Origin of the sequence: Actinopolymorpha cephalotaxi (assembly GCF_013408535.1) — a bacterium.
GTDB classification, from domain to species: domain Bacteria; phylum Actinomycetota; class Actinomycetes; order Propionibacteriales; family Actinopolymorphaceae; genus Actinopolymorpha; species Actinopolymorpha cephalotaxi.
Map to the genome: position 1 here is coordinate 4,980,851 of NZ_JACBZA010000001.1, position 14,533 is coordinate 4,995,383.

Annotated in this window: 16 protein-coding genes; 5 read left to right on the top strand and 11 right to left on the bottom strand. The window is 71.0% G+C overall.

Annotated features, from left to right (window positions below):
• Positions 1-7 precede the first annotated feature (7 nt).
• Together FHR37_RS21980 and FHR37_RS21985 are read left to right on the top strand one after the other, a co-directional pair.
• On the top strand, positions 8-733 hold the full coding sequence (locus FHR37_RS21980) for an SDR family NAD(P)-dependent oxidoreductase (RefSeq protein ID WP_092882291.1): 726 nt from the start codon (positions 8-10) through the stop codon (positions 731-733).
• Positions 734-846: 113 nt separating this feature from the next.
• Positions 847-2,139 carry a GNAT family N-acetyltransferase gene (locus FHR37_RS21985; protein WP_092882290.1) on the top strand — a complete coding sequence of 431 codons (1,293 nt, stop codon included), beginning with the start codon at positions 847-849 and terminating at the stop codon, positions 2,137-2,139.
• Between the two features lie 157 nt (positions 2,140-2,296).
• Here FHR37_RS21985 and FHR37_RS31940 read toward each other — a convergent pair whose 3' ends face one another.
• The 5 genes from FHR37_RS31940 to FHR37_RS22010 all read right to left on the bottom strand — a co-directional run bounded on the left by FHR37_RS31940 (position 2,297) and on the right by FHR37_RS22010 (position 6,561).
• Complete coding sequence (locus tag FHR37_RS31940) at positions 2,297-2,596, bottom strand: hypothetical protein (RefSeq protein ID WP_237768658.1); 300 nt, start codon at positions 2,594-2,596, stop codon at positions 2,297-2,299.
• 143 nt (positions 2,597-2,739) lie between these two features.
• On the bottom strand, positions 2,740-4,428 hold the full coding sequence (gene ctaD / locus FHR37_RS21995; RefSeq protein ID WP_092882289.1) for an aa3-type cytochrome oxidase subunit I: 1,689 nt from the start codon (positions 4,426-4,428) through the stop codon (positions 2,740-2,742).
• Between the two features lie 157 nt (positions 4,429-4,585).
• Complete coding sequence (locus tag FHR37_RS22000; RefSeq protein WP_092882288.1) at positions 4,586-5,044, bottom strand: DUF1707 SHOCT-like domain-containing protein; 459 nt, start codon at positions 5,042-5,044, stop codon at positions 4,586-4,588.
• A 132-nt stretch (positions 5,045-5,176) separates the two neighbouring features.
• Positions 5,177-5,965 carry a vitamin K epoxide reductase family protein gene (locus tag FHR37_RS22005; RefSeq protein WP_092882287.1) on the bottom strand — a complete coding sequence of 263 codons (789 nt, stop codon included), beginning with the start codon at positions 5,963-5,965 and terminating at the stop codon, positions 5,177-5,179.
• Between the two features lie 161 nt (positions 5,966-6,126).
• Complete coding sequence (locus FHR37_RS22010) at positions 6,127-6,561, bottom strand: SRPBCC family protein (protein WP_092882286.1); 435 nt, start codon at positions 6,559-6,561, stop codon at positions 6,127-6,129.
• Positions 6,562-6,712: 151 nt separating this feature from the next.
• Between FHR37_RS22010 and FHR37_RS22015 the strand changes: the two genes are divergently transcribed.
• The gene (locus FHR37_RS22015) at positions 6,713-6,988 is read left to right on the top strand and encodes a DUF5302 domain-containing protein (protein WP_175542407.1); all 276 of its coding nucleotides are present in this window, start codon (positions 6,713-6,715) and stop codon (positions 6,986-6,988) included.
• A gap of 70 nt (positions 6,989-7,058) precedes the next feature.
• Here FHR37_RS22015 and FHR37_RS22020 read toward each other — a convergent pair whose 3' ends face one another.
• From FHR37_RS22020 to FHR37_RS22030, 3 genes are all read right to left on the bottom strand, one after another.
• Entirely contained in the window at positions 7,059-7,469 is a 411-nt protein-coding gene (locus FHR37_RS22020; protein ID WP_092882284.1) for a RidA family protein, read from the bottom strand.
• A gap of 60 nt (positions 7,470-7,529) precedes the next feature.
• On the bottom strand, positions 7,530-8,186 hold the full coding sequence (locus FHR37_RS22025; protein WP_237768657.1) for a class I SAM-dependent methyltransferase: 657 nt from the start codon (positions 8,184-8,186) through the stop codon (positions 7,530-7,532).
• An 83-nt stretch (positions 8,187-8,269) separates the two neighbouring features.
• A complete protein-coding gene (locus tag FHR37_RS22030; RefSeq protein ID WP_092882282.1) occupies positions 8,270-9,766 on the bottom strand; it encodes a hypothetical protein in 1,497 nt (498 codons plus the stop codon).
• Between the two features lie 346 nt (positions 9,767-10,112).
• Between FHR37_RS22030 and FHR37_RS22035 the strand changes: the two genes are divergently transcribed.
• Entirely contained in the window at positions 10,113-10,952 is an 840-nt protein-coding gene (locus FHR37_RS22035) for a glycosyltransferase family 2 protein (RefSeq protein ID WP_092882477.1), read from the top strand.
• Positions 10,953-10,976: 24 nt separating this feature from the next.
• Here FHR37_RS22035 and FHR37_RS22040 read toward each other — a convergent pair whose 3' ends face one another.
• The 3 genes from FHR37_RS22040 to FHR37_RS22050 form a co-directional block, all read right to left on the bottom strand.
• A complete protein-coding gene (locus FHR37_RS22040) occupies positions 10,977-11,720 on the bottom strand; it encodes a hypothetical protein (RefSeq protein ID WP_092882281.1) in 744 nt (247 codons plus the stop codon).
• 171 nt (positions 11,721-11,891) lie between these two features.
• Positions 11,892-12,641, bottom strand: coding sequence for a dienelactone hydrolase family protein (locus FHR37_RS22045; protein ID WP_092882280.1), 750 nt, complete (start codon positions 12,639-12,641; stop codon positions 11,892-11,894).
• Positions 12,642-12,750: 109 nt separating this feature from the next.
• A complete protein-coding gene (locus tag FHR37_RS22050) occupies positions 12,751-13,785 on the bottom strand; it encodes an alcohol dehydrogenase family protein (RefSeq protein WP_092882279.1) in 1,035 nt (344 codons plus the stop codon).
• A 121-nt stretch (positions 13,786-13,906) separates the two neighbouring features.
• Between FHR37_RS22050 and FHR37_RS22055 the strand changes: the two genes are divergently transcribed.
• Positions 13,907-14,512 carry a TetR/AcrR family transcriptional regulator gene (locus tag FHR37_RS22055; RefSeq protein WP_175542406.1) on the top strand — a complete coding sequence of 202 codons (606 nt, stop codon included), beginning with the start codon at positions 13,907-13,909 and terminating at the stop codon, positions 14,510-14,512.
• Positions 14,513-14,533 lie beyond the last annotated feature (21 nt).

Genomic DNA, 14,533 nt, shown 5'->3' on the forward strand with positions numbered 1-14,533 from the left:
AGCCACCATGTCCCGCACCATCGTGGTCACCGGCGGCGGCACCGGCATCGGCCGTGCGATCGCCCTGCGGTTCGACGCCGCCGGCGACACCGTGGTCGTGACCGGGCGCCGGCCCGAGCCGCTGAAGGAGACCGTGCGGGCCGGCACCGGCCGGATCGAGGCCGTCCGGTGCGACGGCGCCGACCCCACCCAGGTACGCGAACTCGCCGAACGTCTGCCCGGACGGGTCGACGTCCTGGTCAACAACGCCGGCGGAAACACCGACTTCGACCTCGCGGAACCGGACAGTCTGGAATCCCTCGCCGACCAGTGGCGAACGAACTTCGAGGCCAACGTGCTCACCGCCGTCCTCACCACGCACGCGCTCGCCGGCCGCATCGCCGACCACGGATCGGTGATCTCCGTCGGCTCGATCGCGGCGGACAACGGCGCCGGAGCCTACGGCGCGGCCAAGGCGGCGCTGACCACCTGGAACCTGAGCACCGCGGCCGTTCTCGGCCCGCGCGGGATCACCGCCAACGTGATCGCACCCGGCTACATCGCCACCACGGAGTTCTTCCGCGACCGGATGACGCCGCAGCGGCGGGACCAGCTGCGCACGGCCACCCTCAACGACCGGATCGGGCAGCCCGCCGACATCGCCGAGACGGCCTACTTCCTGGCCTCCGACGGCGCCCGGCACATCACCGGACAGGTTCTGCACGTCAACGGCGGCGCCCGCACCACCCGGTGACCCGGTGATCCGGTGACGTGGTGATCAGGAGACGGTCGCGCGGTGCGTGACCGGACCGTCACCGTGCCGACCCTCTGGGCCTTTGGGGGTGGTGGCCGTTAGGGTCGCCGACTGTGAACACGATCCCGGACCCGGCCGGTACGCAGGCCGCCACCTCGCCCGCTGCCACCAGCAAGGACGGCGCGGCCGACCCCGCCACCACGATCCGCCGGGTGAGCGGCACGGAGCTGCTCACCACCGCCAACCCCCTGTGGGCGTACGCCTTCTCGAGCTCACCGGTCCCCGACGAGCAGGTCGAGCGCCAGCGGGCCGAGCTCGAGTCCGGTGAGGCGGACGACTCCCGGGTCAACCTGGTCGCGTTCGGCGGCGACGAGGCGGAAGCCGTCGTGGCCGGGATCTCGATGCGGCACAACGTCCGGGGCACGGTGTTCCCGATGGTCGGCATCAGCGGGGTGGCGACCCACCCGAAGGCCCGCCGGCGCGGCCACGTCCGCACCCTGCTCACGCAGATGCACGAGGAGATGCGTGACAGCGGGCACGTGCTGAGCACGCTCTACCCGTTCCGGCAGTCGTTCTACGAACGCTTCGGCTACGTCGGGTTCCCCAAGCCGCGCAGCATCCGGCTGGAGGCCCGCGGCCTGGAGCGGATGCTGCGGGTCGAGGTGCCCGGCGAGGTGAGCGTCCACCGCATCGGTGAGGTGTTCGACGACTACTACGCCCTGCTGGAGACGCTCCTTCGCGAGCGGCACGGCTTCTCGATCTTCACCCGGGCCGGCACCGTGGAGGTGGCGAAGGAGAACAAGCACTGGATCGTCCTGGCCCGCCACGAGGGTGAGGTCGTCGGCGCCCTGCTCTACCGCACCAACGGCTTCGGCAACGAGCTCCAGGGCCGGCAGCTGCTCACCCGCGGACCGATCGGGCGCACGCTCCTGCTGCAGTGGCTGGCCCGCCACCACGACCAGTACAGCTCGTTCACGTTCGAGCTGCCGCCGGACGAACGCCCCGACCTGTGGTACGTCGACCTCGCCTACGACGACGAGACGAAGGTCAGCGGGCCCAACCACAGCGCGCCGATGGGCCGGGTACTGTCGGTGCCCGGACTGGCCGGGATCGCGACCGGTGCTGCCCGGGCGACGGTCGAGGTGGTGGACGACCCCTTCGTGGCCGGCACCTGGACGCTGGACGGCCGCGGCGGGACCCTCGAGGTCACGCCCGGGAGCGCCGGTGGCAACGGCTCCGGTGGCACGGCCCGGCTGACCTCACACGGGCTGGCCGCCCTGGTCTACGGCGTCATCGACCCGGCCGAGCTGACGCTGCAGGGCTACGGCACCGTCGACGCCGAGACCGCCCAGGCGCTGCGCACGATCTTCCCGCCTGCCGCGCCGTACCTCTTCTCCGGCTTCTGATTCACCGGTTACTGGTTCACCGGCTTCTGGTTCACCGGCTTCTGGTTCACCGGCTTCTGGTTCACCGGCTTCTGGTTCACCGGTCACCAGACAGCAGCGAGCAGCGCCCGGGAAGGATCCCGGGCGCTGCTCGTCAGTGATCCGTACTCAGCCGACCTCAGCCGAGCCCGGCGCCGCCCTTGCTGGCGAGATACATCTCGAACGCCTCGCGCGCGAGCTGGGACACCGTCTTGCCGTCCCGCGCGGCCTGCTCCTCGGCCATCGCCCGAAGAGCCGGTGGAGCGCGGAACGTCACCTGTGGCGAGCGACCCTGCCCACCCAGCGACGGCCGGCCCCGGCCCCTTGCACTCTCGGGCTCCACGCGCGGCGCCGGAATGTGCCCGGCCCCGTACTCGCCCCGTTCCTCGGATACGAGCCTTACGCCGGTATCCACGTCCAACGTGGAATTCTCGGTCATCCCGACCCTCCTCCTTCGCAGGTCATCGGAAAATGTGTGATGCACGGGGAAGTGATCACATCCTCCGATCGAAACGCCGAGCACCTGCGGCCTCGCCCCCCACAAGGGCGCGTACGCCGGCGAACTTCGTCCCGTTCGGATTCTCAGGGTGTTGTTGCGGGGGTGTTGTCCTCGATCTCCAATCTCGCGATCTCGGGGTGATGCAGATCAAAGGCCGGACTGTCGGACCGGATCCGGGGCATGGAGGTGAAGTTGTGGCGCGGTGCGGGCGATGCCGTCGCCCACTCCAGCGAGCGACCCCAGCCCCAGGGGTCGTCCAGCTCCACCTTCGGGTGGTTGCGCGAGACGATCACGTTGAGAATGAACGGCAACGTGGAAAGGCCGAGCAGGAACGCGCCGACCGTGGACACGGTGTTGAGGGTGGTGAACCCGTCCTCCGGCTGGTAGTTGACGTATCGCCGGGGCATGCCCTCCACGCCCAGCCAGTGCTGCACCATGAACGTCATCTGGAATCCGACGAACAACGTCCAGAAATGGATCTTTCCCAGTCGTTCGTCCAGCATCCGGCCGGTCATCTTCGGCCACCAGAAGTAGAACCCGCCGAACATCGCGAACACCACGGTGCCGAAGACGACGTAGTGGAAGTGAGCCACCACGAAATAGGTGTCGCTGACCTGGAAGTCCAGCGGCGGTGACGCCAGGATCACCCCGGTGAGCCCGCCGAACAGGAACGTCACCAGGAACCCGATCGCCCACAGCATCGGGGTCTCGAACGTCACCGATCCCCGCCACATCGAGCCGATCCAGTTGAAGAACTTCACCCCGGTCGGCACCGCGATGAGGAACGTCATGAACGAGAAGAACGGCAGGTCCACACTGCCCGTGACGAACATGTGGTGTGCCCAGACCGCCATCGACAGCGCCGCGATTCCGGTCGTGGCGGCCACCATGCCGACGTACCCGAACAACGGTTTGCGGCTGAACACCGGAATGATCTCGGTGATGATCCCGAAGAACGGCAGCGCGATGATGTAGACCTCGGGATGACCGAAGAACCAGAACAGGTGCTGCCACAGCAGCGGCCCGTACGACGTGGGGTCGAACACGTGCGCCCCGAGCCTGCGGTCGGCCTCCAGCATCAGCAGCGTTCCGGCGAGCACCGGGAAGGCCATCAGCACCAGGATGCTGGTGAACAGCACGTTCCAGGTGAAGATCGGCATCCGGAACATCGTCATTCCGGGCGCGCGCAGGCAGGCGATCGTGGTGACGAAGTTGACCCCGCCCAGGATGGTGCCCAGGCCCGCGAGGTAGAGGCCCATCACCCACAGGTCGCCACCGAACGTCGGGGAGTACTCCGGTCCGCTCAGCGTGGTGTACGCCGTCCAGCCGAAGGCCGCGGCGCCGTCGGGGTCGAGGAACGACGACATCACGATCAGCCCGCCGAACAGGAACATCCAGTAGCTGAGCATGTTCATCCGCGGGAACGCGACGTCCGGCGCACCGATCTGCAACGGCATGATGACGTTCGCGAATCCGACGAACAACGGGGTCGCGAACAACAACAACATGACGGTGCCGTGGATGGTGAAGAACTGGTTGTAGAGCAGCGCTCCACCGTCACCGCGAAAGACCTGCTGACCGGGGCGGGCGAGTTCGGCGCGCATGAACATCGCCATCACGCCGGCGATCAGGAAGAAGACGAACGACGTGATGAGATACAGCTGACCGATGACTTTGTGGTCGGTCGTCGTCAGCCAACGAACGACGAGAGTTCCGATCCTGTGGCGTATCACCGGCTCCGGCCGCGACACACCCCGCACTTGAGTAGCCATCAAGTCCCCCGGACTACGATCCACCAAGGATCGTTGCCCGGGCCACAAAAACGAAACGTAAGGCCGCAGGACCGATTCTGCGGCACCGCGGGACACCGGCCGCGAACACGGTCAATCGAAGAGTTCTCTCACCCTCCGGCGTTCCGCGAGAATGCTCTCACGGGCGGCTTTGCCGATCGGCCCGGTCGTTTCGCCGGCGGGCGTGGATGGCCACGCTCACCCAGAGCCAGACCAGCGGGAAGACCGGCCACGGATGATGCCCCTGGTTGCTGCCCACCCAGTGCCCGAGCATCGCGGCCGACAACAGCACCACGATGAGGGTGTGGATCAGCAGGCCGGGATCGCCCCATCGCCGGGCGCCGGACGGCCGCTGCATGGACGGCCGGGCCGGCCGGGCCGGTGACCCCGTCCGCTCCGGCACCGCCGGACTGCTCGCCGGCAGGTCGGCGACCAGGGCGGCGAGTTCGTGGCGGTACCTGCTGGCGAACACCCCGCTGAGCCGCTCGCCGGACTCCTCCAGCGTCAACCGGCCCTCGGCGGTGGCCTCCTGGATCCGCTGCGCCACCTCGTCGCGCTCTCGGTCCGAGGCCCTCATCGGCTGCTGCTCGGTGCTCATGCCTCATAGTCGCTCGCACACCGGGCCCGGGCAATCGCCCATGCGGACGACTCCCGCCTACGCCGTGGGACGTACCGACCGACTCAGGCCGACTCAGCCCGACTCACTCCGACGCCCGCTCACCTGGCCCGCTCAGAGCAGGGTGCTCCAGTAGGACCAGAACCGGGTCCCGATCAGCACCAGGACCAGCATGATCCACGCGGTCAGGATCGTCGCGTGGTAGCGGGTCAGCACGCCGGCGACCTTCCGGCCGGCGCCGCCGCCGGGCAGGTGGCCGCGGTCGAGGTTGTGCAGTGTGGTGTAGAGGAAGATCGGGATGGTCACGAACCACACCACGACGCAGTACGGACAGACCGCGCCGATCCGGTAGAGCGTCTGGTACATCAGCCAGTGCACGAAGATCACCGCGAGCACCGTGCCGGCCTGCAGCCCCAGCCAGAACCACCGCCGGAAGGTCGCGCCCGCGAACAACGCGGCGCCGATGGTGAGGACCACCGCGAAACCCGCCACCCCAAGCAGCGGGTTGGGGAATCCGAACGCGGCGGCCTGCCCGGTCTTCATCACCGAACCGCAGGAGATGATCGGGTTGAGGTTGCAGCTCGGGACGTACTCCGGGTTGATCAGCAGCTCGATCTTCTCGACCATCAGCACGAACGCCGCGGCCAGGCCGATGGCGCCGCCGATCACGTACAGCAGGGGGAGCAGCCGGGGGAAGGGCCCCTCGGACCCGGGCACACTTGCCCATGCGCGCGGGCGGGCCGCCGCCTCGAGGTCGTCGAGGTCGTCGAGGTCGTCGAGGTCGTCGTCGAGGTCCTCGTCGGGGGCCTGGAGCGCGTCGTCGCCCGGTTCGCCCTGGTTGACGGCGTCCGTCAGGGCGGCGTTCGTCTGGGCGGCGGGCGGATCGGTCGGCGAGTGCGGCATGTGAGCCCCCGGGTGTTCGGCGTTCAGCGTCGTCTATCTTCCAGCGGCCACCTGAGCCGGCCGCGACCGGGTTCGGCCGGGCGGCGTACGGCACCGAATGTCCACCGCGTCATCCATCGTGTCGTCCGTCGCCGATGTCCGGCCCGGAGCGCGGCACCTGCTCAGCGTTCGGCGAGCCGGGCCAGCCGCGACAGGGCGTACCCGAAGAACGGCGTGGACACCCGCCCGAGCCCGGCGAACACGGCTGCTCCGACCGCTCCGCCGGGCGCGGTGAGGTCCTCGCGCCAGGTGAAGCGGCACCGGTCCGCCGCGAGGGGCTCGATCTCGAACGTCCCGCTCCCCCGCAGCACCCGGCCGTCGTGCCGGACCACGCAGCGACCGGGCGGCGCCCAGTCGACCACCTCCATCGGGTCGGCCACGCCGGCCGGCCCGACACCGGTGACCGCCTCCAACCGGGTGCCGACTCCCTCGCGCGGACCGGGCAGCACCCGGACCTTCGTGAGGGGCATCCACTCACCCTGGCGTTCCCAGTCGACCAGCAGGTCCCAGACCCGCCGCGCCGGCGCGGCGATCTCCCGCGACACGCTGATGTCCATTCCGCGACCCTACCGACCGCCACCGACCTCGGTCACCGACCGGCGTCCACCCGCGCCGCTCGGTGACCTGCCCGTGCCTGTGGGTCGCCCGCCGGTACGCCACGGCCAATCCGCTCGCGTCCTCGCGGGCAGGCGTGCGAGGCTTTGCCCCATGGCCAGCAAAGAGCGGGGTAAGCCCGAAGCCGGGTCCAAGCCGGCACGAGACGCCGCAGAGGTGCCCGACACCCAGGACGGCGCCGAGGCACCCGAGGCAACCAGCGGCGACGCCGAGGACGACGTACGCCGTAAGTTCCGCGAGAGCCTGGAGCGCAAGCGCCACCAGCACCGTGAGCAGACCGCCGACGGGACCGGCAAGGCGTCGCAGAAGATCCAGGAAGGTCTCGCTCCGACGACCGGTCGGCGTTCCTTCCGGCGTAAGAGCGGGTGACGTCCGGCGCCCAGCCGGACTGAACCCAGTCCGACTGAACCCAGTCCGACTGAGCCCGGTCGGGTGGCGCTCAGTCGGGCAGGGCGGCGGTCAGGTCGAGTTCGACGCGCTGACCGCCGAAGCCCAGCTGACTCACCCCGAGCAACGTGCTCGCCGTGGTGAACGCCGGCGCCAGCTCCGAGGCGTTGAACCGCTGCCAGACCGAGGCGAGCTCCTCCCGCTGTGAGCTGACGACGTAGATCACCGAACGCACGACGTCCGCGGGACCGGCGCCGACCGCCGCGAGTACGACCATGGCGTTGGCCACGATCTGGTCGACCTGGCGTTCCGGGTCGCCGGGCGCCACCACCGCGCCGGTCCGGTCCAGCGGGCACTGGCCGGCGAGATGGGCCGTCCGGCCGGCCTCCACCACCGTGACGTGGTGGTAGCCCGGGGTCCGGTGCAGTTCGTCGGGGTTGGTTCGGGTGATCAGTCTGGACATGGCCCCAGTATTCAACGGGCCAGGGTTGTTCAACCGGCCCGGAATTCAGCTACCCGGAGTTCACCTGCTCCGACGGACGCGGACCAGCGCGTCGATGGCGTCCCGGGTCTCACCGTCCGCGGTGCGTACCGGACGCCGGACCCGCTCGGCCCGCTCGACCACCCAGTCCGCCACCGGCCCATTGGCCTCGGCGTTCAGGTCGGCCAGGATGTCGTCGGGCGTGAACAGCACCCGTGGGTCCTGTGGCCCGCCGATGCCCTCGGTGAGGTTCGTGGTGTCGTGCCCCACGACCAGCAGGACGCCGCCGGGCGCGACGGCGTTCGCCGCGTGCCGCACGGCCCGGCGCCGCTCGTCGGCCACCAGGTGCAGGTAGACCACGCACACCAGGGAGTACGCACCGGCGGGGCCCACCTCCTGCCGTACGTCGGCCACCTTCCAGGTGATCCGCCCGGCGATGTCCACGGGCTCGGACCCGGCCAGCCTCCGGCCCCGCTCGACCGCGACGCCGGAGAAGTCCACGGCGGTGACGTCCCAGCCCCGCCGGGCCAGCCAGATCGCGTTCCGGCCCTCGCCGGCCGCGAGGTCCAGGGCCCGCCCGGGCGCCAGGCCGGCTGCCTCGGCGGCCAGCCACCGGTTGGGCTCGGCGCCCCACACAAGGTCGACCGCGGCGTACCGCTCGTCCCATCCCGTGCTGTCCATACCGCTCGTGCCACCCATCCGGTCATGCTGCCAGCCGGTCGTGCGGTCAGTCGAGCGTGGTCAGCCGAACGCGGCCGGCGTCCGGCGCATCCGCACAGACGTCACCGCCCCGGCGTGCCCCGCACCATGCGGAGTACGCCGCGATGGCCGGCGCAGGCGCCCCGGTGTCCGCCGTCCATGCTGATCGCGTCGTCCCGGCACTGGACCAGGAAGCCGGTGCCTGCCCAGAAGTCCGTCGTACAACGGAAGTACCCACAGATCCCCGGCTCCGGACTCGCGATCGGCCTGCCGTTACCGCAGAAGTGGTAGCCGTACGGGTTGGCCGGCGCTCCGCACCGATCCGCGTCGCCGGACTGCCCCTGCGGCCCCGGGGAGTCCGGCGACCCGGCCGGCCCCGAGGAGCCGGACGAGTCCGCGGACCCTGGCGAGCGGGCCGAGTCCGAGCCGCCGGCCGCAGCCGCCGGGTCCCGCGTCCGGGCGAGCTCGCGGCCACGGCCGTGCCCTTTGCCGGCCGCGGGGGATGGTGCGCGGTTCGCCGGCACAGACGGCCGCGGCGTCGCCGTGTCGGCCGGCCGTGAGCGGGAGGCCCGAGGGGACGGACCGGAGTGGCGGGCCGGGTCCGGGCCGAGCCGCTGGGAATCGGCGCCGGAGTCAGCGGAGTCCGCGGAGTCCGCGCCGGGCGGAACCAGGCTCTCGGTGTCGACCTCCGGGCCGCCGAGACCGGCCACGGTGAGCTCCCCGGGCACGGTCGTCGACGGTCGTGGGAAGGCGGGGAACGCCGGCAACGCCACCGAGGCCAGTGCCAGCGTCACGGCCACCGCCGCGACGCATCGGGTGACGCGCCGCGCGGAGGAGGCACCGGACGGACCGGCGTAGAGCCTGGCGAGTGCGGCCAGCGGCGGGACGAGGGGATTCGGCGCGTCGGCCGGGCGGACCGTCGCCGGCGGCAGCGGGCGCTCCCGCCGGTGCGCCGCCCGCAGCCGCTCCAGATGTGCGGCGAACTCACTTCGCCTGCCGCTGATCTCGGCCAGCGCGCGGGTGAGGTGGAAGCGGAAGCCGGCGACCGCGTACGAGTCGAGCACCAGCCCGATCGCCGGCCCCTCGTGAGTACCGGCGGCCGACAGCCAGGTGACGGTGCGGTCGGGATCGTGGGCGAGCAGCGCGAGGCGGACGAGTACCCAGTCGCGTCGCCGCGCACCGCCGAACACCACCCGCCGGTCGGTGATCGCGACCGGTCCGGTGTCCATCAGCCGGAGGTCGGCCGGCACCCGGTCGGCGAACGGTCCGGCGAGCTGGGACGGCGTGAAGTCGTGGAACCGCGGCCGACGCAGGGTGGGCACGATGCCCGCGGCGCGCACCAGCCTGGCCGACGGCGAATGCCACCAGACCTGTTCGCCCGGCCGCAGGTCCAGCCAGGGGACCTGGTCGGCGGCCACCGGACGCGGCGACCGGGCCGTCGCCGCCAGGGACCGGAGTTCGGCGTCGGCGCGCTCCCAGACCGAACTCGCGTGCTCGTGCTCGCGGCGACGGCGGGCGTTCTCCCGGCGCGCCCAGCCGGCGCGCCAGGCACCCGGGTCGGTGCCCGTCGATGTAGCCATGACCTCCCCCGACGGCCGGGACACGAAAGGAACCCACAAGCTAACCGTGACAGGGGCGCACGAGGGCAAGGATTCCGGAAAATACGTAAACAATCATGTACGATCCACCGAAACCTCCCGCCGTAGAACGCGGTTTGGTCACTGATAGCAGCAATAAGCAGTAAGCGCGCCCGCTTTGGTTACGATCCGCTGCAAGGACACATTCGTCGCGGCCGATCGATCGGAGGCCCTTTCGGCGCGGCTACGGGCTCCGTGGGGGTTTTCAGTGCGGACGAGCGGACAGATACAGGCCCCGCTCCGCCCGTCGCCAGTGGGCGGGGTTCGGCTCGGGGCGGTCGTGGTGACCATGGGAAACCGCCCGGCGGAGCTTTCCGCGTTGCTGGCCTCGCTGACCCGGCAGACCTCTCCTCCGGACCGGGTGGTGGTGGTCGGCCAGGGAACCCGGCTGAAGGCGCTGCCACCTGGTGTCGAAGGCATCGAGCTTCCTGTCAACCTCGGCTTGCCCGCGGGCCGCAACGTCGCACTGGCCCGGCTGCGCGCCCACGGCGACGTCGACGTGGTGATGTATCTCGACGACGACGGGCTGCTGCCCGACCGCTGGACCGCCCAGAAGGTACGCGACGCGTTCGCCACCGACACCGACCTCGGCATCATCAGCTTCCGGATCGCCGACGAACAGGGTGTCACCCAACGCCGGCACGTCCCGCGCCTGCGCGCGCACGACCCGCTGCGCGCGTCCCGGGTGACCACGTTCCTCGGCGGGGGCAACGCCGTCCGGATGGCGGTCTCGGAGCAGGTGGGCGACTGGCCCGCGGAGTTCTTCTGGGCGCACGAGGAGACCGACGTGGCGTGGCGGGCGCTGGACGCAGGCTGGCGGATCGACTACCGGCCCGACATCCTGCTCCAGCATCCGCGCACCTCCCCAGCCCGGCACCAGCTCTACTACCGGATGAACGCCCGCAACCGCGTCTGGCTGGCCCGGCGGCACCTGCCCGGGCTGCTGGTCCCGATCTACCTGACCGTGTGGGTGCTGGTGACGGTCGTCCGCCGGCCGCCGTTCGCCGGACTGCGGGCCTGGGCGGGCGGCTTCGTGGAGGGCTGGCGCCGGCCCTGCGGCGGCCGGCGGCCGATCCGCTGGCGCACGGTCTGGCGGATGACTCTGCTCGGGCGGCCGCCGATCGTGTGAACCGCGGCCGGCCGGTCTTCGGGTTCAGCCGCCCCACGGGCGACGGCCGTCGCCGGATTCCGCACGGTCGTGGCTCTGCTCGCCGCGGCCCTGCTCGCCCTGGCTGCTGCCCTGCCGGCTGACCCCGTGCTCGCCGCCGCCGAGATCCGCCTCGTACTCGATCTGCCGGAAGCCCATCACGGTGAAGTACGCCAGGACGAGCGAGGTCAGCGAGACCAGCGCCAGCCCGACCGCGGCCCACCCGACGGCGCCGACGTCGACGTTCTCGCCGCCGATCCATCGGAACGCCGCAAGAGCCGCGAGGAACATCCCGGCCGCGCTCAGCCCCAGCGCCCAGGCGCCGACCCGCTGGAACAGCCTCGCCAGGTCGGCGCGGTGGGCCACGCCGAGATCATTCGGTTCGCTCGCCCGCACCCGGACGGAGGCGCCGACGGCGGCGGTGATCAGCGGGGTGGTGGAACCGTTCCCACCGGGTGCCCGCTCGGGCGCTGCGGGAGCTCCGGGCGCGGGCGCTCCAGGTGCAGGGGCCCCAGGTGCGGGCGCACCCGGAGCTCCGGGCTGGTCCTCCCACCTCCGCTCGGTCGGCGGAACCCCGACCGGCGTCCGGGCGGCCGGCCCACGACTGGTGGGCGTACGAAAGTCCGGTGCGGCCGACGGCGGCAGCTGGGCGGACGCCAGGTCGAGGACGGCGCCGAGCCGCGCCCGCAGCCGCTGCGTCGGGTCGGGCGAGTCCGATCCCGGGGCCGGGTCCTGCGGTGATTCGCTCATCGGGTCCCCTCCCACGGCGGGCGCACCGCTCGCCTGCGTTCTCTCCCGTTGTAGGTGGGCCCGGCCCGGCAGTAAAGCCCGGAACCCACAGGTCGCCGATCCGGCGACCACGTGCGCGACCGGCGATCGGCGCTCCCGCCCGGCGGACGACCTCGATCGTCGCGGGCGACCTCAGCCGTTGGCGACGGTGCGCTCGAGGAGCGGAAGCAGGCGGTCCCAGTGGCGCTGGAGTCCTGCGGAGTCGAAGGCGGAGGTGTCGGACATGGTGAAGCCGTGGGCGGTGCCGGGGTAGATCTCGATCGAGTGCTCGACACCCGCGGTGTCCAGAGCCTGGTCGAGCTCCTTGATCTTCTCCGGCGCCATGTCACCTTCGGCGAGGCCGAGGTGCACCTGCGCGGTGAGGTGGGGTACGAGACAGTGCGGGCTGTCCGGCTCGTCGGTGACCAGGCGGCCGGGGTGGAACCCGGCGACGGCCGCGACCTGGCCGGGATGGGCCGTCGCGGTGCGCATCGCCAGCACGGCGCCCAGGCAGTAGCCGATCGCGGCGACCGGTCCTTCGCCGACCTCGGGCTGGGCGGTGAGGAACTTCAGGTAGGCGTCGGCGTCACGCAGGACGCGTTCGGTGGTGTGCGCCTCGATCAGCGGCATCAGCTGCGCGAAGACCGCCGGCCGGGTCTCCTGGTCGATGTGCTCGGGTAGGTCGATCGCCGGCGCCGGGCCGTGCCGGTAGAAGATGTTGGGGGCGAGGACGTGGTAGCCGTGTCCGGCGAGTTCGCGGGCCATTTCCTGGAGTACGGGCCGCAGGCCGAAGGCGTCCGCGTACAGCAGCACCCCGGGGTGCCGGCCGCCGCCGTCGGGGAACGCGGCAAACGCGTCGGCCTGGCCGTCGGGAGTCGGGATCTGCACAGTCGTGGAGGGCAAGCTGGATCTCCTTTTCGTCGATGATCCTCTTGCACACTACGCGCCTGAGCCGATCAACCGGCCAGGACTTTCGCGGCCTGGGTACAGACGACCGGCGTTGTGGGCTTCGTCAGGAGACCTCCACGACGAGCTTGCCGAAGAACTTCTTGGCTACGAAATCCCGCTGTGCCCTGGCCAGGTCTGCCAGCGGGTAGGTGCCCGCGAGCAGCGGGCGCAGCCGACCGTCGCCGGCGTACTCCACCACCTCGGCGAAGTCCTCGTGGGCGCCGAAGGAGGAACCGACAAGCTCCAGTTGACGCAGGTAGACCGTGCGCAGGTCGGTGTCGACGACCGGCCCGGCGATTGCTCCGGCGACGACGTAGCGGCCGAGTGGCGCCAGCACCTCCAGCAGGCTCGAGAACATCGGGCCGGCCACCACGTCGGCGACGACATCCACCTCGGGCGCGACGCTTCGCACCGCATAGGCCAGATCGGAGGAGTCCCGCCGCACGGTGGCCAGGGCGCCGAGCTCGCGCACCTGCTCCTCCTTGCCGGCGCCGACGACGGCGATGGCGCCCGCGCCCAGCACGGAACACAGCTGAACCAGCGCCGAACCCACCCCGCCGGACGCTCCGGTGACGAGCACGGTGTCACCGCTACGGACCCGGGCACGCTTCAGCATCCGCAACGCGGTGGTGTACGCGGTCGGGAAGGTCGCCAGCTCCGCGTCGGTGAGCGGACTGTCGATCCGATGGGCGTTCGACGCCGGGATGGTGACGTACTCCGCGAACCCGCCGTCACGCTCGCTGCCGAGGTAGGCGGCGGTGACCAGCTCGCGCTCACCTCCCTCGTACAGCACCGGGTCCAGGAGTACCCGCTCGCCGATTCGCTCCTCGGGCACACCGGCGCCCACCTGGTCGATCCGGCCGGCCACGTCAGCGCCCTGGATCCGGGGGAACGACAGGGCCTCACCCCGCCAGCCCGCGGTCGCGTCCGGGTCGGACGACGTGCCGTACTTCCCCTCCCGGGTCCAGATGTCGGTGTTGTTCAGGGCGGTGGCGCCGACCCGGACACGCACCTCACCGGCCACCGGGACCGGATCGGGCACGTCACGGTGCTCGAGGCGCTCGGGTCCACCGAAGCCGGTGAGGACTACTGCTCGCATCCGGATCACTCTTTCCAGTAGGAATACCGCCCCGGAATCTGCACGTATACAGATCGGTATACCTGGACCATCTCGCGATGGCGCTGCCGTTGTCAACTCACCGGTCGGTATAGTCGGCGGCATGCGCGAGCTCACCCCGGCCGGCCGCCGGATCCTGGACGCGGCCTCCACCCTCTTCTACGACCAGGGCATCCACGCCGTGGGCGTCGACGCGGTGGCACGTGCCGCCGGGGTGACGAAGAAGACTTTGTACGACTGCTTCGGCTCCAAGGACGTTCTCGTCGCCTGCTATCTCCAGGCCCGCGACGAGCGCTGGCGGGAGTGGCTGACGTCCTACGTCGACCAGCACGCAGGCCGAGAACCCAACGGGGACAGGGATCTGGACCGGAAGGCCGGCGTCGAGCGGGTGCTGCTCACCTTCGACGCCCTGGAGCAGTGGGCCCGGCGGGAGAACGTCCGCGGCTGTGCGTTCGTCAACGCCCTCGCCGAACTCCCGGAGAACGCCGACCATCCCGGGCGCGCGGTCATCCTGGAGCAGAAGCGCTGGCTGCTCGGCTATCTCACGGACCTGGTGAAGGCCGCGGGCATCCGCCGGCCCGGCACGGTCGCGGCCGGCCTGCTCGTCCTGCACGAGGGCGCGAGCGTCAGCTTCGGCACCGGCGTACCCACTCGTGCCGTCGCGCAGGCCAGGCGCCTCGCCGCCCTCTCACTCACCGGCGACGACTGACGTACGGCGAAACCTGCGGCA